This window comes from Capnocytophaga sp. HP1101 (genome assembly GCF_054772415.1).
In genome coordinates this window covers 298,468-319,246 of sequence record NZ_BPUU01000003.1, presented here as the reverse complement: position 1 = coordinate 319,246, position 20,779 = coordinate 298,468, and the positions used below count along the sequence as shown (strand labels likewise).

At 41.4% G+C, this 20,779-nt stretch carries 24 protein-coding genes and 1 tRNA gene; 10 read left to right on the top strand and 15 right to left on the bottom strand.

The window, feature by feature from the left end; translation table 11 throughout:
* The first annotated feature begins 1 nt into the window (after position 1).
* The 3 genes from RCZ04_RS02555 to purB are packed head-to-tail and all read left to right on the top strand — an operon-like array spanning position 2 to position 2,895.
* Complete coding sequence (locus tag RCZ04_RS02555) at positions 2 to 373, top strand: hypothetical protein (protein WP_460484390.1); 372 nt, start codon at positions 2 to 4, stop codon at positions 371 to 373.
* Between the two features lie 31 nt (positions 374 to 404).
* Positions 405 to 1,517, top strand: coding sequence for a DNA polymerase III subunit (locus RCZ04_RS02550; protein ID WP_460484388.1), 1,113 nt, complete (start codon positions 405 to 407; stop codon positions 1,515 to 1,517).
* A 46-nt stretch (positions 1,518 to 1,563) separates the two neighbouring features.
* On the top strand, positions 1,564 to 2,895 hold the full coding sequence (gene purB, locus RCZ04_RS02545; protein ID WP_460484386.1) for an adenylosuccinate lyase: 1,332 nt from the start codon (positions 1,564 to 1,566) through the stop codon (positions 2,893 to 2,895).
* A 79-nt stretch (positions 2,896 to 2,974) separates the two neighbouring features.
* On the opposite strand, the gene sufD is transcribed toward purB, so the two are convergent.
* From sufD to RCZ04_RS02505, 8 genes are all read right to left on the bottom strand, one after another.
* Positions 2,975 to 4,279 (bottom strand): SufB/SufD family protein, encoded by a 1,305-nt coding sequence (gene sufD, locus RCZ04_RS02540; protein WP_460484384.1) that lies wholly within the window; start codon positions 4,277 to 4,279, stop codon positions 2,975 to 2,977.
* Between the two features lie 24 nt (positions 4,280 to 4,303).
* Positions 4,304 to 5,167, bottom strand: coding sequence for a hypothetical protein (locus RCZ04_RS02535; protein WP_460484382.1), 864 nt, complete (start codon positions 5,165 to 5,167; stop codon positions 4,304 to 4,306).
* 233 nt (positions 5,168 to 5,400) lie between these two features.
* The gene (gene sufC, locus RCZ04_RS02530) at positions 5,401 to 6,141 is read right to left on the bottom strand and encodes an ABC transporter ATP-binding protein (RefSeq protein ID WP_460484380.1); all 741 of its coding nucleotides are present in this window, start codon (positions 6,139 to 6,141) and stop codon (positions 5,401 to 5,403) included.
* Positions 6,142 to 6,302: 161 nt separating this feature from the next.
* Positions 6,303 to 6,611 (bottom strand): hypothetical protein, encoded by a 309-nt coding sequence (locus RCZ04_RS02525; protein ID WP_460484378.1) that lies wholly within the window; start codon positions 6,609 to 6,611, stop codon positions 6,303 to 6,305.
* Positions 6,608 to 6,937, bottom strand: a complete 330-nt coding sequence (locus RCZ04_RS02520) for a DUF6794 domain-containing protein (protein WP_460484376.1) — start codon at positions 6,935 to 6,937, stop codon at positions 6,608 to 6,610. The genes RCZ04_RS02525 and RCZ04_RS02520 overlap by 4 nt, the downstream gene beginning before the upstream one ends.
* Positions 6,938 to 7,110: 173 nt before the next feature.
* Entirely contained in the window at positions 7,111 to 7,485 is a 375-nt protein-coding gene (locus tag RCZ04_RS02515) for a hypothetical protein (protein WP_460484374.1), read from the bottom strand.
* On the bottom strand, positions 7,485 to 8,267 hold the full coding sequence (locus RCZ04_RS02510; RefSeq protein ID WP_460484372.1) for a Rossmann-fold NAD(P)-binding domain-containing protein: 783 nt from the start codon (positions 8,265 to 8,267) through the stop codon (positions 7,485 to 7,487). The genes RCZ04_RS02515 and RCZ04_RS02510 overlap by 1 nt, the downstream gene beginning before the upstream one ends.
* Positions 8,268 to 8,323: 56 nt before the next feature.
* The gene (locus RCZ04_RS02505; RefSeq protein ID WP_460484370.1) at positions 8,324 to 8,809 is read right to left on the bottom strand and encodes a hypothetical protein; all 486 of its coding nucleotides are present in this window, start codon (positions 8,807 to 8,809) and stop codon (positions 8,324 to 8,326) included.
* Positions 8,810 to 8,896: 87 nt separating this feature from the next.
* On the opposite strand from RCZ04_RS02505, the gene RCZ04_RS02500 reads away from it, so the two are divergent.
* Positions 8,897 to 9,262, top strand: a complete 366-nt coding sequence (locus RCZ04_RS02500) for a hypothetical protein (RefSeq protein WP_460484368.1) — start codon at positions 8,897 to 8,899, stop codon at positions 9,260 to 9,262.
* Between the two features lie 174 nt (positions 9,263 to 9,436).
* Here RCZ04_RS02500 and RCZ04_RS02495 read toward each other — a convergent pair whose 3' ends face one another.
* The 3 genes from RCZ04_RS02495 to RCZ04_RS02485 are packed head-to-tail and all read right to left on the bottom strand — an operon-like array spanning position 9,437 to position 11,681.
* Positions 9,437 to 10,129: an SMI1/KNR4 family protein gene (locus RCZ04_RS02495; protein ID WP_460484366.1), complete on the bottom strand. Its 693-nt coding sequence runs from the start codon at positions 10,127 to 10,129 to the stop codon at positions 9,437 to 9,439.
* Between the two features lie 46 nt (positions 10,130 to 10,175).
* Positions 10,176 to 10,880, bottom strand: coding sequence for a hypothetical protein (locus tag RCZ04_RS02490; protein ID WP_460484365.1), 705 nt, complete (start codon positions 10,878 to 10,880; stop codon positions 10,176 to 10,178).
* Between the two features lie 15 nt (positions 10,881 to 10,895).
* A complete protein-coding gene (locus tag RCZ04_RS02485; RefSeq protein ID WP_460484364.1) occupies positions 10,896 to 11,681 on the bottom strand; it encodes a TerC family protein in 786 nt (261 codons plus the stop codon).
* Positions 11,682 to 12,732: 1,051 nt separating this feature from the next.
* Here RCZ04_RS02485 and RCZ04_RS02480 point away from each other — a divergent pair.
* The 6 genes from RCZ04_RS02480 to RCZ04_RS02455 all read left to right on the top strand — a co-directional run bounded on the left by RCZ04_RS02480 (position 12,733) and on the right by RCZ04_RS02455 (position 17,141).
* Positions 12,733 to 12,804, top strand: a tRNA-Arg gene (locus RCZ04_RS02480).
* A gap of 98 nt (positions 12,805 to 12,902) precedes the next feature.
* Positions 12,903 to 14,273, top strand: coding sequence for an HU domain-containing protein (locus RCZ04_RS02475; protein ID WP_460484363.1), 1,371 nt, complete (start codon positions 12,903 to 12,905; stop codon positions 14,271 to 14,273).
* Positions 14,274 to 14,276: 3 nt separating this feature from the next.
* The gene (locus RCZ04_RS02470) at positions 14,277 to 14,804 is read left to right on the top strand and encodes an acyl-CoA thioesterase (RefSeq protein WP_460484362.1); all 528 of its coding nucleotides are present in this window, start codon (positions 14,277 to 14,279) and stop codon (positions 14,802 to 14,804) included.
* Between the two features lie 57 nt (positions 14,805 to 14,861).
* On the top strand, positions 14,862 to 15,515 hold the full coding sequence (locus tag RCZ04_RS02465; RefSeq protein WP_460484361.1) for a metal-dependent transcriptional regulator: 654 nt from the start codon (positions 14,862 to 14,864) through the stop codon (positions 15,513 to 15,515).
* Between the two features lie 131 nt (positions 15,516 to 15,646).
* Positions 15,647 to 16,432, top strand: coding sequence for a DUF3298 and DUF4163 domain-containing protein (locus tag RCZ04_RS02460; RefSeq protein ID WP_460484360.1), 786 nt, complete (start codon positions 15,647 to 15,649; stop codon positions 16,430 to 16,432).
* A 4-nt stretch (positions 16,433 to 16,436) separates the two neighbouring features.
* Positions 16,437 to 17,141: an adenylyl/phosphoadenylyl-sulfate reductase gene (locus tag RCZ04_RS02455; protein WP_460484359.1), complete on the top strand. Its 705-nt coding sequence runs from the start codon at positions 16,437 to 16,439 to the stop codon at positions 17,139 to 17,141.
* Between the two features lie 59 nt (positions 17,142 to 17,200).
* On the opposite strand, the gene RCZ04_RS02450 is transcribed toward RCZ04_RS02455, so the two are convergent.
* The 4 genes from RCZ04_RS02450 to sppA all read right to left on the bottom strand — a co-directional run bounded on the left by RCZ04_RS02450 (position 17,201) and on the right by sppA (position 20,738).
* Complete coding sequence (locus tag RCZ04_RS02450) at positions 17,201 to 18,004, bottom strand: TrmH family RNA methyltransferase (RefSeq protein WP_460484357.1); 804 nt, start codon at positions 18,002 to 18,004, stop codon at positions 17,201 to 17,203.
* A 36-nt stretch (positions 18,005 to 18,040) separates the two neighbouring features.
* Entirely contained in the window at positions 18,041 to 18,625 is a 585-nt protein-coding gene (locus tag RCZ04_RS02445; RefSeq protein WP_460484356.1) for a sugar O-acetyltransferase, read from the bottom strand.
* A gap of 48 nt (positions 18,626 to 18,673) precedes the next feature.
* Positions 18,674 to 18,871 (bottom strand): hypothetical protein, encoded by a 198-nt coding sequence (locus tag RCZ04_RS02440; protein WP_460484355.1) that lies wholly within the window; start codon positions 18,869 to 18,871, stop codon positions 18,674 to 18,676.
* Positions 18,872 to 18,965: 94 nt separating this feature from the next.
* Complete coding sequence (gene sppA, locus RCZ04_RS02435) at positions 18,966 to 20,738, bottom strand: signal peptide peptidase SppA (protein WP_460484354.1); 1,773 nt, start codon at positions 20,736 to 20,738, stop codon at positions 18,966 to 18,968.
* Positions 20,739 to 20,779 lie beyond the last annotated feature (41 nt).

The window sequence follows — 20,779 nt, the reverse complement described above, 5'->3', positions numbered from 1 at the left end:
TATGTACACTGTTATTATCTTTTTAGGATTTTATAATTTGCTTTTTGCTGTCTTCCATTTATTGTTTTGGAGACTTTTTAAATGGAAAGAAGAAGTGCGCAAACTCAGTTTTGCTAATCGCGGAATTATCCAAATCCTCAATGTACAAATAGTCTATTATTTTATAGCAGTTGCATTAGTTTGTTTCTGTTTTACTAACGAACTTCTCACTACTGACTTAGGTAAAGTTTTCCTACTCGGCAACTCGTTGTTTTGGGCAATACGTTTGGTGCAACAATATATATTCTTGAGAAAAAATAGTTTTGTAATTCACTTTTTGGCAGTACTATTTTTGTTAGGGGCAGTATTATTTTTCTTACCCTTGCTTTACTAAATTAGTATTTTCTAACACCTAATACTTGATAATGAATTTCAACTCCACCATATATGGCTATTTAGAAAATAGCGTTACTGCAGGTCGTATTCCGCACGCTCAGCTTTTTATTGCGGGAGAAGGACAAGGAGGTCTACAAATGACTATTGCTTACGCAACCCTTATCCTATCGCAAGATAACCCTAAAGCAAAAGCCCAATGCGCTCAGCTCGCTCACCCCGATTTGCACTTCGCTTTCCCCACAGCTATTAATGACAAGGTAAAAAAAGACCCTGTGAGCTCACTATTTATGGACGAATGGCGCACATTTGTAAAAGAACAACCCTACGGCTCGCTCTTCGATTGGTTGGTGTTTTTAGGTATTGAGAAGAAACAAGCCAATATAGGAGTGAACGAAGCTAAGGAAATCACCAATAAATTAGCACTCAAATCATTTGAAGGTGGTTATAAAGTGATGATTATCTGGATGGCTGAGAAGATGAACACCGAAGCGTCTAACAAGCTCCTCAAACTCCTCGAAGAACCCGCCGATAAAACAGTCTTTCTCTTAGTAGTAGAAGATGAAAATGCGCTCTTAGACACTATCAAATCTCGTTGCCAAATCTTGCGCTTCCCTCCGCTGAGTGAGAACGCTATCAAAGATGCATTAGTAGAAAAAGGATTAGTGGATGCCGAAGCGACCAAAATAGCCCTACGCGCTCAAGGAAACTTCAACAAAGCCCTCCAACTGATGAACAACAAAGAAAGCGAAGAAGCCATTTTTGAGCGTTGGTTTATTGCGTGGGTGCGCACAGCCTACCGCGCGCGTGGTAACAAAGCCTCTATACAAGGACTCTTGCAGTGGAGTGACGAAATCAATACCGTAGGGCGGGAGGCGCAAAAACAGTTTTTGCAATACTGCGCTGAAGTATTCCGTCAGGCGTTCCTACTGAACTATACCGCCTCTGGTTTGGTATATATACAATTCACCGACCCTACTTTTCAACTTGCCAAATTTGCCCCTTTTATTCACGGTGGTAATATCGAGGCAATACACAACCTCCTCGAAGAAGCCCAATTACACGTAGAGCGCAATGGCAATGGCAAAGTTATTTTCACCGATTTAGCCATTAAACTCACAAGATTGTTACACACTAAGCAATGAGAAAATTTTCTAATTTTCTAATCTGCTAATTTTCTAATTTGAAATTATGTTAACCGCAATTTCCCCCATCGATGGTCGTTATGCCGATAAAACGACCTCCCTTGTGCCTTTCTTCTCCGAAATGGCACTCATTCGTTATCGCGTGCAAGTGGAAGTAGAGTATTTTATTGCTCTATGTGAACTTCCCTTGCCTCAACTCTCTGATTTCCCTAAAGAAAAATATGCCAAACTGAGAAAAATCTATCAGAATTTCTCTGAGAAGGAAGCAGTGAAAGTAAAAGAAATCGAGCAAACCACTAATCACGATGTGAAAGCGGTGGAGTACTTTATCAAAGAAGCATTTGATTACTTGAAATTAGAAAAGTACAAAGAGTTTATCCACTTTGGACTCACTTCTCAAGACATCAACAATACGGCTATCCCGCTCAGTGTAAAAAAGGCAGTACAACAAGTGTATTTGCCTGCTTTAAAACAACTGCTCAGTAAGCTTAGAGGTTTAGTAATCGAATGGAAAGATGTGCCCTTATTAGCACGCACCCACGGTCAGCCAGCTTCTCCTACACGTCTGGGCAAGGAGTTTGACGTGTTTGTAGTGCGTATAGAGCAACAACTGAATAGTTTGATGGAAGTGCCTTATGCGGCTAAGTTCGGGGGGGCTACAGGTAATTACAACGCTCATAAAGTGGCTTATCCTAACATCGATTGGAAGGCTTTCGGCACTCGCTTCGTAAAAGAAATACTGGGTTTGCACCACTCTTTCCCCACCACTCAAATTGAACATTACGACCACTTAGCGGCACTCTTCGATGCCCTCAAGCGTATCAATACGATTCTCATCGATTTAAATCGCGATGTTTGGACATATATCTCTATGGATTACTTCAAGCAACAGATAAAAGCTGGCGAGGTAGGCTCTTCGGCTATGCCTCATAAAGTAAACCCTATTGATTTTGAAAACTCCGAAGGTAATTTAGGCATAGCCAACGCTGTTTTAGAGCATTTATCGGCAAAATTACCTATTTCCCGTCTACAACGCGACCTCACCGATAGTACTGTATTGCGCAATGTAGGGGTACCTTTTGGTCATATACTCATAGCCCTACAATCTACCCTCAAAGGACTCAATAAACTCCTTTTAAATGAGGATAAAATCCGTGAAGACTTGCAAGACCATTGGGCAGTAGTAGCCGAGGCTATCCAAACGATTTTGCGTCGTGAAGGCTATCCTAACCCCTATGAAGCCCTCAAAGCCCTCACGCGCACCAATACCGCTATCACTGCCGAGACTATCAGCAGTTTTATCGATACTTTGGAAGTAAGTGAAGATGTGAAGGCAGAACTAAAAATCATCACTCCCGAGAACTATACGGGCGTTTAAAACAACTGCCACAATATCCAATAAAAAAGCCTACTTGAAATTTCAAGTAGGCTTTTCTTTTTTATAAATACTTCATCTATTAAAAATCCACTTCTACCCCTAATTTTTTAGCAATAATCGCATTGATATACTCCGAAAGGGCTGGAATACTTACGCTCTCCAATACGGTATTTGCAAAAGCATAGGTGAGTAAGGCAGAGGCTTCTTTCTTGCCGATCCCGCGGGTTTGCAAGTAAAACAGTGATTCATCGCTCAAAGAGCCTACGGTACAGCCGTGTGAGCACTTCACATCGTCGGCGAAGATTTCCAACTGAGGTTTGGTGTATACCGTCGCTTTATCCGATAACAAAACATTGTCGTTCTGCTGGTAAGCATTCGTTTTTTGGGCGATTTGCTCTACCATTATCTTCCCGTTGAACACATTGGTAGCGGCATCATTCACAATGCTCTTATAATCCTGATGACTCTCGCAATTAGGGTGTGCGTGGTTCACCAAAGTGTAATGATCGGTGTGCTGGGTGCCTTTGAGAATGCTCAAACCTTTCAAAGTAGATTCCAAATATTCGCCTTGATGATAAAAATTCAAGTTGTTGCGCGCAAGCGTACCGCCAAATGAGAAAGTGTGCACGCTGGCGTGGCTGTTGGCTTCTTGTGAGATATAAGTATTGTCAATCAGCGAAGCCGTTAAGCTATCGTTTTGGAGTTTGTAGTAATCCAAGAAAGCGTTTTTAGCTACAAACACTTCGGTTACCGCATTGGTAAGGATAGCGGTTGCTGTTTCCGATAAATTTTGGTGTTTCTCAATGATTTTTACTTGTGCATTCTCGCCTACCGCAATAATGTTGCGCGGTTGGTAGCAAAGGTTTTCATTGCTGTCGTTCAAATACAGCAACTCAATAGGTTTTTCTATTACTTTTCCTTTGGGCACTTCAATATATACTCCTTCACAGGCAAAAGCCGTATTGAGGGCAGTAAATACATCTCCTTTTTCGGTAGTAGTGTTAAAGTACTTTTTGATAAACGCTTCTCCGCCCTTATGTAAGGCTTCGAGCAAAGGGGTAACCGTAACACCTGCGAGCTCTTTGTCGCTCGTTTCAGGGATGTAATAGCCATTTACAAACACCAATACGTGGCTACCCTCAATAGCGTGCTCGTACAACACTTCAGGTGAAAGGGTTGTTTTGCTGCGCACTGGTTGCCACAAGTGGTAATCAGTGGCTTGTAGCTCAGTGAGGGAAGTGTATTTCCACGCTTCTACTTTTTGGTGCGGGAAGCCTTTTTCGGCAAAGAAACTGAGGGCTTCCTTGCGAATCTCTTTTAGTATATCGTTTTTATGAGGGAACTGCTCAAAAGCAGCTACCCATTTGTCTTTTAAATTAGTCATTAGTTGTTAGTCGTTAGACGTTAGTCATTTAGTTGTTAGCGATAAGCCAATGGTATATAGGGTTACGATGTTATCAACTTCAGTGTATTCACCTATCCACTGCCCATTATGGTAATGTAGGCTATCTATATCAGTTACTTTGTCAGTATCAGAATAAGGTTCGTAGATGTAAGGTTCAAAACCTTTGAATACGATTTCTTCTTCAATAGTCATCGTGCTGATATTAAAGAGGTAATGCCTATCGCAACTGATGTTGGTTACCAAAAATTTTGCACCTTCAAAAGGAGTTAACATAACTGACCACTCCTTGGGGAATTGGTGTTCTTTGAGCGTTTGTAGTGATGGATAGGCTACTACATAGAGTTTACTACTGTAGAAATCAGTGAGTACCGCTTCTTTTTCATTGAGCATACAGCAGAAATCTACATCATCAGGGAGTTCTTTAGCTACACTTAATTTCCCTTTTTCAAAAGATAGCAAATAGCTTACACAACCATCCTGTCCGCCATGAAAAGCAATCGCTATACCGTTGTTAGGTAAAAGCTTCATCTCTATACCTGCCTCGTAGATTTCGTCCTCCATTGGCAAAGAAGCTATTGCATTTCCTTGCAGGTCGTGTACCCATACGGTGATATGCTCAGCATCGTTGCGTTCGGCGAGCCAAATTTGCTGGCGTTCTACAGCTAATAAAGCTCCGCATATCGGTTTATCCACTTGCCACAACAGTTCTTTTTCAAAAGTGTAGAGCGAAAAACCTTTAGTTTCATTACAAACACCTATTTGCTGATGTGTGTAGTCAATCGCAAAGAGGTCTCGCCTTTTTAAAGACTGAAATGCTTTGGGCAATAGCGGGTTTTCTAAGGTGTCGGTGAATTTTTCAATAACCATTTGTTTCTATAATTGATTATCAACTTAGGGGTTGCTAAAAATCGCATTTGCGTCGCTACAATTCCCCCTCTTTGAGGGGGGTAGGGGGAGGTTATGTTATATTTATTTTGATTATCAACCTCCCCCGTTCCCCCTCCAAAGGGGGACAATCCGCAAATATACCTTTTTAAGACTTTTCGGACAGTCCCCAAAGTTTTGTGACGCATTCGTAATTTGTCATTCGTAACTCGTCATTAGTTTTTCAGCCAATCGTAGCCTTTTTCTTCGAGTTCTAAGGCGAGGTTTTTATCGCCTGTTTTTACGATTTTACCTTCTGAAAGTACGTGTACATAGTCGGGTACGATGTAATCCAACAAGCGTTGGTAGTGGGTAATCACAATCACAGCGTTGTCTTGGCTTTTGAGTTTGTTTACCCCATTGGCTACTATGCGAAGAGCATCGATATCCAGCCCTGAATCGGTTTCGTCCAAGATAGCGATTTTAGGTTCGAGCATTGCCATTTGGAAGATTTCATTGCGTTTTTTCTCACCGCCAGAAAAACCTTGGTTGAGGGAGCGAGAGAGAAAATCGGGGTTGATATCTAAGAGGGCTGCTTTTTCGCGTATCTTTTTGAGGAGTTCGGCAGCGGGCATTTCCGGTAATCCTTGTGCCTTGCGACTCTCGTTGATAGCCGTTTTGATGAAGTTAGTTACTGAAATACCAGGGATTTCAACAGGGTATTGGAAGGACATAAAGATGCCTTTGTGAGCACGTTCTTCGGGCGCATCTTCCAACAGACTTTCGCCGTTTAGGATTATATCACCTTCGGTAACTTCAAAGTTTTCGTTACCTGCGATCACAGAGGAGAGGGTAGATTTACCCGCTCCATTAGGACCCATAATGGCGTGTACTTCGCCAGCTTTTACTTCTAAGTCAATCCCCTTGAGGATTTCCTTACCGTCCACACCTGCGTGGAGATTTTTTATTATTAACATTCTTATTGGTTTTTAAATTGAGTTTTGAGTTTCAGGGGGCAAAGTTCCGATATTATTTTGAATTATGCAAAATTAAGTAATAAGGTATAGGGGTAGTAGTATAGATTTTTCTTATAGGGAATGCACCTAAAGGTGTAGAAATTTAAAGAAAATTAGTTTTATTATAGCATTCCTATTACCCATCCTGATAGGAATAAAGCTGAAAAACTTATAAGAACTGCTGAAAATATTTTTCCGGCTTGTGATTTTAGCAGGTGTATATACAAACCGAGTAAAGTGGAACTCGCTAAAATATACATAATCATATTTACAATATAAAAAGCATATTGCTTTGTAGTTGGGTAGTTGTAATTCTCTCCAAGGAGTTCTATTTCTCTTTCTGTGCCGTGTAGTGCATTGATTGAAAAAGAAAACTGCAATACGGCTAAGAGTTGGTATAAAATGTAGGCTATTAATATAATTTTTTTCATAGTTCTAATTGTTTGTGATATTCTTCTAATTGTCCTTCTAAATCAATATTTTTGCCCAGAAGGTGGCGGTAATAGCTGGTGAGTATGATAGCCGACATATCATCGGGGTGGCGAACGCCTTTATCTAAAAAGAAACTTACTAATTCGCCATCTCCAGCGCGAATCCACTCGTTGCGAATGGTCATTCCTAAGCTAAAATGGCTCTCCATAAAGAACTGCTCTTCGGTAAGGGTTTTGATATGCTCTTTGTCCTGCTTCTTGAGTTGATGGTCTAAGAATTGCAGACAGTCGGTTAGGGTTTTAGGTTTTTGATTAAAGTCTCGCACGGATTTCACGGATTTTTTAGGTCAAAATAATTAATTTGTATATCTTTTCACAGATTTTTCACCTAAAGCTGAAAGATTTCACCGAAATGACTTACGAACAGCAATAATAAAAAGAGTTGTTTCATACTAATGCAATTATTGTTGTTCTACTTCAAAAATGCGTTTGCTGATGTTTAAGTGCTAAAATAGTGAAATTCAAACTTAGGAAATACACTTTCTAAGTGATATACCCCTTTGACTACTGCAAAATATTCATTTGCATCATACAAAGAAGCTTCTATCCCTACGGCAGTATCGTCATTATTGAAGTTATAGACCTCCAAATTTACTTTACCTCCTACTTCCTTGTCCATTTCTTCTAAAGGAAAAAGATGTAACACGCTCTTGTTCTCTACAAAATCTAACATTTCATAGATTTCTTCTAAAAACTCGCCTGAAATATCGTATTTTTCTGATAAAACTTGAGTATCTTCCGCTTTATAAGCTTCTAAAAAATCGGTAAGACTATGGTAAATCTCTGTTTTTAGGGCTTGAGTAATCTTTTTCATTATTGTTCTTTATATATGTGTATCGCATCGGCTTGGTGGAGCGGGGTAACGGTGATGTCGGTAATCTGCACTTTGTCGGGCAGATTAACGATGTAGGCAATGGTATCGGCAATATCTTCGGCGTATAGAGGGGTGATGCCTTTGTAGACATTGTCGGCACGTTGTTGGTCGCCTTTGAAACGCACTACGCTGAAATTGGTATCTACCAAACCAGGTTTTACCGTGGTTACCTTGATTTTCTTGTCCATTAGCTCAATGCGCATTGCATCGCTGAGGGCTTTTACGGCAAACTTAGTAGCGCAATAAATACTGCCATTAGGGTAGGCGATTTCACCCGCTACTGAGCCTATATTAACAATCGTACCCACCTTGTCGGTAGCGAGCATTAGCGGAATCACGCTATTGGCAATATAGCTAAAGCCCTTGATGTTGGTATCAATCATTTGGTCGATGTCGGCAGCCTCGTAGGTGTGGAAGTGTTGCAAGCCCACGGCTAAGCCTGCGTTGTTGATAAGGATTTCAATCTGTTGCCATTTTTTGGGTAGGGATTGAATGTTTTGGGCTACTTCGGCGTAGTTGCGCACATCAAAAGCTAAAGTAAGTACCTCAACTTTATGTTCTTGCTCCAATTTGGCTTTTAGTTCGGCTAATACCTCAGCGCGACGACCGCAGAGAATGAGGTTTGCCCCCATTTGGGCGAATTTTTCGGCTACAGCCTTCCCGATGCCACTGGTAGCACCCGAGATAAAGGCGATTTTGTTGTTAATACGGTTTGTGTTCATTTTATTTAGGTATTAAGTTACTTCCAAATTTTTGCCATTACCCCCTCAACAGTGGGCTAGTGATAGTTGCCAGCTTTGTCCTTAGTGGTATTGAATACATCAGGGTTAAAATGCGGACAGTTCAAGGCTAAAAATTGATAAAAGTATTGATGTGCATAGAACATATAAGGCATAAACTTGCGCTGGAAGTCGGTTTCGCAGTCAAACTCGTTGTTGATGATAATGCGTACGATAGCTTCTATATCTTCACGGGAGAGGTCGTTGTGCTTTACGGGGTCGGGTATCGCTAAATCAAAGGCAAAAGCTTCAATGCCATTGCTTTCCCACCATTCCCATAACCAAGTGTCGGAAAGATCTTTGCCAGTGAGCTCACTGAGGTAGGTTTCCATTGCTTTGTACTCTTTGTCAAACACTTCTTCGGGAGTGTCATCAGCTTGGGCATCCCAAAAGGTTTCATAGTCTTGCAGGCGTTTGAGTACAAGCGGGTACAGCCTTTCGGCGGTTACGAAATCGGGGCGTAGTTCTTTTCTTAGGGTGTGCATTTGCTTAGGGTGTTAGAATGGGACAAAGGTAAGTAAAAATTAGCAAATTAGCAAATTATTACTATCTTTGCCTTATAATTATACGAAATGATGATCTTAGAAAATTTTATAAACCTTTTACCTGATGCAAAGATTCAGGTTATTTACTTTGATTTTGATGCAGAAAATGTAGAGCGTTCGCAGGATTTGGTAATAATAGTAAGTAAATTACGGTCTCATTTAGAGCAGTATAAATTGGTTTTTAGCAATACAAGTAGTTTCAATATTAAAATAGAAGTAGGAGAACAATCAGTTTATCCTCGCCATTATTCAGGAGATAGTATGTATATCAAGTCTGTTTTTTGTAGAGAGGAAGTAGAAAAACACCAGCATTGGCAAATAGTACTCATTGACAAAGAAGGATATATAGATATTTTTGCAGAAGAACTAAGTATTGAAAAATTAGTAATTTAGTATAAAATAACATTATAAATAAATAGTATAATCTGCTAATTAGCAAATTTACTAATAGGCATATTAGCTGTATTTCTTCTGTTTTCTCTTGGCAATAGCATTGCTTGTGTTCTTGTAATAAACCTCAGTAAAAGATAGCCTTTTAAGGTAATTGATATCTCTTTACCTGCCGTACTACTCTTCATACGAAGTGTAATCCCATTGCAACCCTAAGTTCTTTGTTGCTTCTAAAAACTTGTCAAAAAGTGTTTTCTGAGTCGTTCCTACAAAAATAGCAGTAGGTTTTGAGGTTTTGAGATGTATGGAAAGCGTTATTACAATGCTGAAATCTTTATCGCTAAAAGTGCGTTGTCCCTGCCAACTAATTTCCGTGAGCTCAGTGTAGCGCTCTTCTATATAAGCAACGGCTTTTGCAGGGACTTCAAAGTTTTCCATCTGCCAACCACCCATAGCATTCGCGTTGTAACGCAGACCTCCCATTACACCGTTGTAGATAGCCATATAAAGCCAAAAATCAGAGAGTGTAGCTGTTTCCTGTACCCAATCGGGCTCGGTTTCTGAGCCGTAATTACCCCACACAGGCGGGTTGTCAGTTGGTAAATCGTCTTTGTGAATTGCCCATAGTACTACCCCTTGATTTTCTTCACAAAAGCACAGATAGTCGCCTGCAAAGTACAACTGCTCAGGTGTAGCCAAAGAGTTAAACGATTGGTTTACGCTTTGGGTAGCACCCAACTGTAAATAATAGCCGCAAAATACCTTAGGCAAGGTGATGTTCAAGCGTTTTTCAGCTTCTAAGAGTTGAGTTTCTGAAAAGCCTTTACAGCTTTTAGGCGTTAAGTGGTATAGTTTTTTGATGTTTTCCATACTGCTATGTGTTAGTAAAGTGTCGCCCGCTAACAACTAATTCATATCATTTACAAAACAAGTTCTTAGCGGCTTTTTCACTACATTTTTGGTATTTGGCATAAGCTTTAGCAGCACGTGTGCGTATTTGTTCATTGCTTTCGCCATTCACATAGCCCGTAAGTGCATCGTGTAGCGTATAAGCTTCAGCAGCCATTAAACCCGATGTCCAAACAAGCGGATTTACCTTTGCTTGTTGCAAGTAGGGCGTAAAAAAACGTTTACTATAGCAGGCTAAAATAATTATATCACGCGTCTTGCCATCAGTGTTTTTATAAGTGGTATTTAGCTGAAAGTCCATCAGCCCATCGTGCCCCACATACGCTACTAAATCGGCATTGCCACCCGTAGCGCTTTTTAGAAAATCTTCCGTGCAAGTCTTGATATACTTACCGTCGTAAGCATCAGCAATAAGCGTATAGTCCTTAGTAGCGTGCTTAAAAGTAACCCGTTCCAAGATGATATCGCTATAAGGCTTTTCCGATTTCATAAACTTCCATTCTTTACTGCGCTTGAAGTAAGTGCGTACTCCATAACCGCACCCCCAGTACAGGTTACTATCAGCATCTTGCCCGTTGCCTATGCCTTTAGGCACAGGCACAATTCCTTGGTATTTGTTGTCGCAAAGTGCTACCAGCACGTGTATGGTTTTATTTTGTTGTGCCAAAGCAGGGGTTGCTATCAGCAAAAAGAGTAATAAAAACTGTCTCATTTTAGATGTCAATATCTATTGGTGAGGCGTACCTTTCCTCATCTTCATATTTAAGAACTCTACCCCCAATGAAAACGCTATCGCAAAGTACAAATATCCCTTAGGCACAGCGCCTACAGTCTGTCCCGCCAATACCGCTTCCGATAGGTGCATACTCTCAGTAATAAGCATAAATCCAATAAGTATCAAGAACGAAAGTGCCAATATCTGAATCGAAGGATTCCGGTTTACAAAATTGCCCACAGGGTTAGCAAAAAGCATCATTATCGCTACCGAAAGCACCACCGCTATAATCATTATATAAATCGCCCCATTAAGCCCGTTGGTCATACCCACCGCCGTAAGAATACTATCCACCGAGAAAATAAGGTCTATCAGTAGTATTTGCAGAATAGTACCCCCGAACGAAGCGTGTTGTCGCCCCTCAGGATTCTCCGAGTGCGTAACGTGCTCTATATGATTCACCTTCGCGTGAATTTCCTTCGTCGATTTATAAAGCAAGAAAATACCCCCAGCAAGCAGTATAAGTGCCTGTCCGTTGAAGTGTGCCGAAAACCACCCCCAGTTAAAGCTAATAAGCGGGTCTTTCAACCTAATGAGAAACGAAATACCCAACAAGAGCGCAATACGCATAAACATCGCTAAAAACAATCCTAAGCGTGTAGCCTTCTTGCGTTGATGTTCCGGCAATTTACCCGTAACGATAGAGATAAATATCACATTGTCAATCCCCAATACAATCTCGAGGAACGTAAGAGTAATAAGCGCCACAAGGGCATCAGCAGTAAAAAGAAATTCCATTTTATTCTTATTTTTTAAAGCGCAAAGATAAATGAAATTTTGAATATGAATACAAAACAAAGCTTAAAATGATAAAGTTCTTATTCAACTACACCTCATTCTCCCATCGCTACATTCCCCCTTTGAGGGAAGTCCGCGAGAGCAGAGTATGTGAATATGGAGAGATTTTCTCTCATCCTCTCCATCGCATCTCCCCCCTTGAGGGGGGCAGGGGGGATGTTTCTTTCGTTTTTTCGTCACTACATTCCCCCTTTGAAGGTAGTCTGCGCCAGCAGAGTATGTGAATAGGGGAAAATGTTTCTTTCGCTTTTCCGTCGCATCTCCCCCTTTGAAGGGGGCAGGGGGGATGTTTATACAGCATTAAAAAGATATTTACACAACAATAATGACCGTCACAACCCTATTGCCCATTGCTCTAATTTTCCACCTCTCCATCGCATCTCCCCCTTTGAAAGTAGTCCGCGCCAGCGGAGTAAGTGAATTAGGGGGAGGTTTCTCCCATTTTTCCGTCACTAATTCCCCCCTTGAGGGGGGCTAGGGGGATGTTTTCTTCGTCATTCGTCCCTCGTCCCTCGTCCATTTTCTCCTATTGCCTATGGCCTAATGCCTATTGCCTCTTCCCTTTCTTTCGCCTCGAAACCCTATTTTTGGCATTTTTAGCATTATTGTATTACAGTATAAATCAATTACTTATACACCCTTTGTATAACAATCGTCCAAGATTCGTATAAGGTTCCTATAAGCTTTGTATAAGCTAACCATACCCTCCCAATAGTCTTTTCTCACTAAAATTACCTCTACCTCCCTTCCGAATCCCTCCGATATCTTTCCCTCTCATCTCTCCTCTGAAATCCTCAGAGTTTCCCAGATTTTCTCCAACAAGTCTGAAATGTCCGACTTGTCCCACTCGTCCAAGCAAGTCTAACCAATCTCCCCATTAACGCCCGTGTGGCTCACACTTGCCCGTGCGGCTCGCACCTCCAAAAACTATTTTTATCACAATTTTTCGTAGTTTCAAAAAAAGTAGTACCTTTGCAAAAAATTACACTCAGGTCTTGTAGTTCAACGGATAGAATAGAAGTTTCCTAAACTTTTGATCCAAGTTCGATTCTTGGCAAGACCACTTTTTTATCAAAAAACTTGGTCGATATAAAAAATTATCGTACCTTTGTTGTTTCAAAAGGCAAATCCATCATTTTAATAACTTAAAATACCGGAATTATGAAAGACCTAAATGTATACATCGAAGAATTGCTCTACAAACACCAATGCGTGATTATCCCTAAGTTTGGAGCATTTATATCTAATAGAAAATCAGCCCAAATGGCTGATGATAAAACTTTCGACCCTCCTAAACGAGAGCTCAGTTTTAACCCAAGCCTCACCTCTAACGACGGCTTGCTCATCAAGTATATATCCGAACAAACAGGCATCGAATATAACTTGGTCGAAGATTACGTAAACTTAGCCGTTGAAGGGTGGAAACGCATCTTGCAACAAGACCAAGCCTTAAACCTTGAAAAAATCGGTACTCTCAAGTTGGTAGGCGAAGGTCGTATCTCTTTTGAAGCCGCTGACGACGTGAATTTCCTTACCGATTCCTTCGGTATGGCTCCTTTCGTACCTCACGAAGTAACCGCTTCCGATTTGAAAATAGAAGAAAATCAAGTCCGCCCTACCCTCGAGCACCCAAGCACCGATACAGGCGTTCCTAATCTTCCCCCAGAAGAAGACGCTGTGGTAACTCCTCCTGAAAGCCCTGTGAGCCAAGTAACTGCCCCTGTAGTAACTAACGCTCCTAAGACGCACAGAAGAGGCTCTACCCCACCACCTCCTAAAGAAAAGAAACCCGCTAAAATAATGCCGTATGTAAAATATACAGCAGTAGCCTCAGTAGGTTTAGCTATTTTAGCTTATGGAGCTTACCTGCTCTTTGGCGAAACAGTAGTAAACGAAGGCAATGGCGAAGATCAATTTGTAGTTACCGATAGTTTGGTGCAAGAACGTCTGAACCAAAAACTCAGCGAAGCTGCTGTGTTCACCCCACCTATTACCATTCCTGCAATCCCCTTGCAAGTAGAAAAAGTAAAGGCTAAAAAACCCGAACAAGTAAAACCTGAGCAACCTAAACCTCAGCAAACACAGCCTGCGCAAACCCCTAATCAAAGCACCGCGGTAACTACAACCAAGCCCGCTAATACACCTGCGCAAGTTGCCACTACGCCTAAACCAGCGCAAACTAACACAGCTCCTAAGCCTGCACAAACCACTACAGCACCTAAGCCCGCTCATACCAATACCTCAGGCGTAGCCTCTACCCCTGTGCGTACAAATTCAGCAATGGCAGCTAAAAAATACCAAGTAATTGCAGGCGCTTTTAAAGACGAGAGAAACGCTGAAACCCGAGTGAAACAACTCCAGAAATTAGGCTACAGAAACGCTTTCGTATTAGGGACAAACGCCAGAGGTCTTTACCAAGTAAGCTATGGCGGTTTCGACTCTATGGACGAAGCCAAACTACAACAAAAAGAAGTACAAGCCTCTAAAGAAGAGAAAAAGCTCGACGGCGGCTGGATACTCACTCAACCCTAAAAAATGATGATACACAAGAAAAAACCTTCTGACTCACGTACTGTACTCACCGACCTTGTGCTCCCAGGCGAAACCAATCATCTCAACGCTCTATTCGGAGGTGAACTGCTCGCCCGTATGGATAGAGCCGCAAGTATCGCCTCACAACGCCACTCTGGGCGTTCAACCGTTACCGTATCAGTAAACCACGTGGCTTTCACTCACAGCATACGTATAGGTAGCATCGTAACGGTAGAAGCCGCCATTTCACGCGCTTTTTCAACCTCTATGGAAGTCTATATCGATGTGTGGATGGAAAATACCTACGGCGAACGCACCAAAGCTACCGAAGCTATTTACTCTTTCGTAGCAGTAGACGAAAACGGTCGCCCTGTGAAAGTACCTGAGCTTGAGCCAGAAACCCAGCTCGAAAAAGAACGTTACAACGGAGCGCTACAACGTCGCCAACTCAGCCTTGTGCTCGCAGGCAAACTGAGCCCGCACGACGCTACCGAGCTCAAAGCTCTATTCACCGAATTAGAAAATAGTTGATGAATTAGTTAATAGAACCGCTGTAAAAGGCGGTTTTTCTCTTAAAAACAAAGTAATATGACCTTATCTGAAGAAAACCACTTAAAAGCTATCTTTCACCTTTATGACGAAAAAAAAGAAGAGGTGAACACCAATGCAATCGCCGAAGTGATGAACACCAAAGCCTCTTCAGTAACCGATATGCTTAAAAGGTTAGCCGATAAGCAACTCATCAACTATGTGAAATATCAAGGGGTAACGCTCACTAAAAAAGGAACTCAGAAGGCTATTGCTATCATTCGCAAACACCGTTTGTGGGAAGTCTTCTTAGTCGAAAAACTCAATTTCTCGTGGGACGAAGTGCACGAAATAGCCGAAGAGTTAGAACACATACAGTCAGAAAAACTCATAGAACGCCTCGATGCTTTCCTCGGATTCCCTAAGAAAGACCCCCACGGCGACCCAATCCCTGATAAAAAAGGCGTTTTCACTAATACTATTCAAACCCTATTAAGCGAACTCAAACAAGGCGACAAAGGCGTGTGTGTAGCCGTCAAAAATACCTCTAAAGAATTCCTCGTTTACCTCAACAAAATGAATATAGCTTTGGGTGACGAAATAGAAGTACTCAGCAAAGAACCTTTTGATGATTCTATGACCCTATTAGTAAACGATAAACAAATCAACCTTTCAGCAATGGTATGCCGAAACATTTATGTAAATAATAATTAACAGTTAATTGTAAATGATTAATTGTGCTGTAACTTTACCAAAGTTGAAATGCTAAAACTCCGAAAAGAAAGGATTTATATAATTAATATTCTTCATACCAAAGGGAAAGTAAGATATAAAAATAATTAAATATGAACAAGAAAAAACTAAGCCTTATTTTAGGTCTTATATTCATCATAATAAGCGGTTACTGCATTTACCGCTACTATACCTACAAACAAAAAATTAGCTTTGAAGAAAAAACACTCGAACGCAGTGATGAAAATTGCGAAGATAACTGCTTCTCAGTAAGCCTAAACTATCTATATTGTAAAGGTGATAGTGAATTTGCCAAGAACTTTAATGACGAAATAGCACTGCAACTGTCTAACTTTCTCCTTTCTAATAACGATTCTTTGCAAGTAGAAGGTATTAGTATAGAAAGAGCTTTAGATAGCCTCACTAAAGATTACTACAAACTTCACGAGCACTTCCCTGAACTCCCCGCCTTCGAGTTTATCGCTACTGATAGCATTATGTGGCAAAACAGTAAAATGCTCTCTTTGGTATCTAATCGCTATGCTTTTACTGGCGAAGCACAACCTACACAAACTAAAGTATTCACTCATTTTGCACTCGATAATGGTGAGGTGATTACCAATGAAAATCTCTTTACCGATGAACAAAAAGTAACTCAAATTGCCAAACGCTATTTCAAAAAAGCACAAGAAAACGCAACAATCACTCCTTTAGATGATAAAAAATTCGATTTTGAAGATGGAGTATTTCACCTCCCTAACCAAATGGGTATAGCCGCTGATGCGCTTATTTTGTTCTATGAACCATTTGAGATAGCTCCTTATGTAGATACTCCTTTTGAGGTGAAAGTGCCTATAAAAGAGATAATGCCTTACCTCACTTTTGCCGACAATAAATAACATTATGAAAGAACAATTAGAAACATTACATAACGCTCTCTTACAAAAAACTGAAGTAGAAGGGCTCGCCTTCTTAGCCGAGCAATTTCCAGGTGAGATAGTTTTCTCAACCAGCTTTGGATTAGAAGACCAAGCTATTACACACCTTATTCTCGCAAACCAAATCCCTATCAGTATTTTTACCTTAGACACGGGGCGTTTGTTCAACGAAACTTACTCTGTTTGGGAAAGCACCGATGAGCGCTACAACACACATATTCTGCCTTATTATCCCAAAACTCACGATATAGAAGAATATGTGCATAAAAATGGTCCTCTATCGTTTTACCGGTCGGTAGAGCTACGTAAAGAGTGTTGCCACATTCGGAAGGTAGAACCGCTTAGTCGTGCTCTTAAAGGTAAAAAAGTATGGGTAACAGGCTTGCGTGCCGACCAAAGTAATGCTCGTAAAGACCTCCCAATACTCGAATGGGACGATACTTATCAGCTTTTTAAATATAACCCTATCCTTCACTGGACGTTTGAAGATACTAAAGCCTTTATCAAAGCGCATAATATCCCTTATAACGTATTACACGATAAGGGATTTGTAAGTATAGGTTGCGCCCCTTGTACCCGCGCTATTAAAGAAGGTGAAGACTTCCGCGCAGGTCGTTGGTGGTGGGAAAGCAACAGCAAAAAAGAATGTGGACTTCACGAACACAAATAAGAATAAAAAGCCCCACTTAGCAAGCTAAGTGGGGCTTTTTGTTCTGTATAAACACTTCACTAATTAAGATTTACCCTTTGTCTCTTTGCTTCAAAGATGAGTACAGCTGCGGCGACTGATACGTTCATCGAGTCGATAACGCCTTCCATAGGGATGATGATGTTCTGGGTGCTATGAGTGAGCCATTCTTGGGTAAGTCCTTGATCTTCGGTACCTACTACAATGGCGCTGGCTTCCTCAAAAGAGGCTTCGTAATAAGATTTCGAGGCTGAGAGTGCCGCACAATAGGTGTTGATGTGTTTTTCTTTTAGGAATTGAATCACCTCTTCGGTAGTACCCGTAGCGATGGGCACTGTGAACACACAACCCACGCTGGAGCGAATGATATTCGGGTTGTACAGGTCGGTTTTAGGGTTGGCGATGATCACCGCATCGATAGCGGCCGCATCAGCGGTGCGGAGGAGTGCCCCTATATTTCCCGGTTTCTCAGGAGCTTCGGCAACTAATAGCAGGGGACGCTCGGTTTTGAACGCAAGGATGTCTAAAGTATGAGCTTTGGTTTGCACTAAGGCGATAACCCCTTCGGTAGAACTGCGATAGGTGATTTTCTCGTATACTTCCTTACTAATAGCAATAGGGGTGATTTTTTGAGAGGTGTAGCTAAGGAGTTCTTGCAACTGTACTTGTGTGAAAATATCAGACTGATACAGCAAGGTTTCGATCGTATAGCTTCCTTGCAAGGCGAGGCGTATTTCGCGTGCACCTTCTACCACGCACAAACCTTGTTTTTTGCGTTCGCGTGATTTGTCGCTCAGCAGAGCAATTTTCTTTATCAGAGGGTTTTGAGTACTGGTGATGGTCATTTTTCAGGTAAGAAGTAGAAGATAAGAGATAAGAAATTAAAAGTTTAACTTAGATTTTGAGGTAGGGCGATCTACGTTTTGATGTACTCTACAAGGGTTTCCGAAAGCTATGCTATCGGAAGGTATGTCTTTAGTAACCACACTGCCTGAGCCAATGACGGTATTATCGCCAATAGTAACACCCGGGTTAACCACTACATTGCCTCCTATCCAAACGTTGTTTCCAATGGTAATAGGGTAGGCATATTCAAGCCCTTGCACACGCTGAACGACATCTAAAGGGTGGGTTGCTGTAAAAAGGGATACATTAGGAGCGATAAGCACATTATCACCAATGGTAATAGGAGCAGCATCAAGCATTACGCAGTGAAAGTTTGCAAAAAAGTTCTCTCCAATGCTTATATTATAGCCATAATCACAATAAAAAGGAGTACGAATGGTAAAATTGCCTTTAGTGTGCCCTAAGAGTTGTTGTAACAGGTTTTGTCGTTCTGCTAAAGTTTCAGAAAGCTGATTGATTTGCCATAAAATCTCGCCTACCCGAAGTCTTTCAGCGGTAAGTACAGCATCGTTGGCATCGTATAATTGCCACGAGAGCATTTTTTGTTTTTCTGATTGCATAGTTATTTAAGTAAAAAAGGGTATCCACAAAAATGGATACCCTTTCTATTATTTATCCATAAGCACCTTGCAGTGGGTGAGTTCGGGCTTATTTTTGGTGTAGGCATCGAGCCAAACCTTGAGTTCTTCTACTTCGTAGGGCAAGAGGCGGTCAATTGCTTTTTTGAGTTCTTTATAGAACAAGTTTGGGTCAAAGCTTACCTTTGATAAAATCATCTTGGTGTATTCAAACATTGCTCGTTTCATAACAGTAGTCTTTTGATGTTTTACTGCACAAATGTACGCTATTAGAATGAAAAAAGCAAGTTTTAGGGTGTTAATCTTGTGTTAAAGTTTGTAACTATTTCAGTTTCACATCGTATTCTAAGCGGGCTTGTACACCACGCTCTTGAGAAATGCGCTTGAGCTGGCTATACACTTCATACGCTTCTTTGCCTAACTCATCGCGGAGGCTTTCACCTCTCAAATTGGCGCCAAAGTGGCGGAACATTGTTTTGAAATCCATCTCAAAAGTGGGGTAAGAAACGGTGCGGTATTCCTTGATTCCGTTTTCTTTAGCGGCGTAGGCAACAGCATCGTTGAGAGAGCCGAGTTCATCTACCAACCCCTTGGTGAGGGCTTCTCTACCACTCCACACACGACCTTGTGCGATGGAATCAATTTGAGCAACGGTTTTGTTGCGCCCTTTGGCTACGCGATCTAAGAACACCGTGTATACTTGTTCAATAGATTCGGTCATTTCTTTTTTGAACTGTTCGGTAGGTTTTTGGTAAGGGCTGTACCACTGAGCATTGGGGTGAGTGCTTACGGTTTCGGCATTGATGCCCCAATTGGTAGCCAAGGCATTCACGTTAGGAATCACCCCGAACACGCCTATAGAGCCGGTGATAGTACCCGCTTCGGCAAAGATACGGTTGGCATTACAAGCGATGTAGTAGCCGCCAGAAGCCGCATAGTTACCCATAGACACATATACTTTTTTCTTCTTTTTGGTAACTTCAATCTCGCGGTGCATCAATTCGGAGGCTAAGGCGTCGCCACCAGGGGAGTTGATACGGAGTACGATTGCTTTTATATCTTTATTATCGGCGGCTTTGCGGAGGGCGCGGATAATCGTCTCATTGCCTACTACTTCGGTGCGGCCTTCACCTTGCATAATTTCGCCATCGGCATAGATGACCGCGATTTTGTCTTTGGTTTTATGAGTAGTTGCTTTGCCTACGACAGCTTCGGCATAGTCGGCGATATTGATAAAATCAACCTTGTCGATGCTTTTGCTACCAGTTTTGTCGCAGATGATTTGCTCAAATTCATCGCGGAAGAGGATGCCGTCAATAAGGCCGTTGTCTTTGGCGAGCTGTGCATTGCGACCCCCTACTTCAGTAGCAATTGCGTTGAGTTTTTCAAGAGGAATATTGCGACTTTGGGCAATATCGGTAGCAATGACATTCCACATAGCATTGAGCAATTCGGTGATTTGCTGGCGATTGTTGTCGCTCATTTTGTTATCCAAAAAAGGCTCAACGGCACTTTTGTACTTGCCGTGGCGAATGACTTCCATTTGTACACCCGTTTTTTCTTGTAGGCCTTTGAAGAAGAGTACTTCAGACGAAAGTCCGCGCAAAGCTACACTTCCCAGCTGACTGATATAAATTTTATCGGCTACGGTTTGGAGGTAGTAGTCGAGTTGAGAGACCTCATCATTATAGGCTAAGACGAATTTGCCAGAGGATTTAAAATCCTGCAAAGCTTTGCGAAGTTCTTGAGCGAAAGCCAATCCGCCGATGTTGCCTGAGCTTTTGAGGTAAATACCTTTGATGCGCTTATCAGTTTTGGCATTCTCAATAGCTTTAAGAGTGGTATTGAGGCCGTTGTAGGATTCGGAAGTATAGTCGAAATCCTTAAAGGTAACGCGCTCGCTATAGTCGGTAAGAGGTTCGTCAAACGAGAGTTCAAGCACCGAATTGTCTTTTACGGTTACTTCATTGCCTTTGGCACCACCTACCACTGAGCTTACCATCATAGAGATGAAGACGAGGAATAAAATAAAGCATATCCCCATAGAAATAAAGAATCCGAGGATAGTGGCTAAGAGAGTTTTAAAAAAGTTCATATATTGATGTTTTAATGATTATTTTTTTAGGTTTTTGAAAA